The 524-nt window shown below is 72.5% G+C and carries 1 protein-coding gene; it reads right to left on the reverse strand.

Features of this window, described 5'->3' with window-relative positions; all coding sequences use genetic code 11:
- The coding region (locus RY076_RS23620; RefSeq protein WP_323102477.1) for a helix-turn-helix domain-containing protein at positions 1-524 on the reverse strand (524 nt) is incomplete at both ends.

A 524-nucleotide genomic window follows, 5' to 3' on the forward strand; every position in this document is an offset into this window, starting at 1 on the left:
GGTGGACAACGCGAGCGTGAACGCGTCACACACCGGCTGCATCCGTTCCTTGACCAGCAGCCGTGCCGACACGCAGAACTGGGAGTGGTCATCGACCCCGGTCAGGCACTTGAGCGTGGAGCCGTCCGCAAGCAGCACCCCGCCCACGACGTCCAGCTGCCACAGCTCGTTCGGCCGGGCTCGTTCCCACCGTCGCCAGGCCCGCTGCTCGCGTCGTCGCCGGCCGGGCTCGATGAGACCGGCCCGCCGCAGCGCCCGGTACACACCGGACTCGCTGGCCACCACGCCGCGCTTGCCCAGCTCGAACACGATCCGCCGCGGTCCCCAGCCCGGATGCCGGCGCCGCGCCTCCAACACGGCCACCTCCACGCCCGCGTCCATCTGGTGTGGGCAGGAGGCCGGTCGGTGCGACCGGTCCGCGAGCCCCTCCAGGCCATCGGACTCATACCGCGCCAGCCACGCGTGCAGCGTCTGCCGGGACACGCCCCAGGACGCCGCGACCTCACTGACGGTCCGGCCATCAC

It is taken from the genome of Intrasporangium zincisolvens, from assembly GCF_034724055.1.
Taxonomy (GTDB): Bacteria; Actinomycetota; Actinomycetes; order Actinomycetales; family Dermatophilaceae; genus Monashia; species Monashia zincisolvens.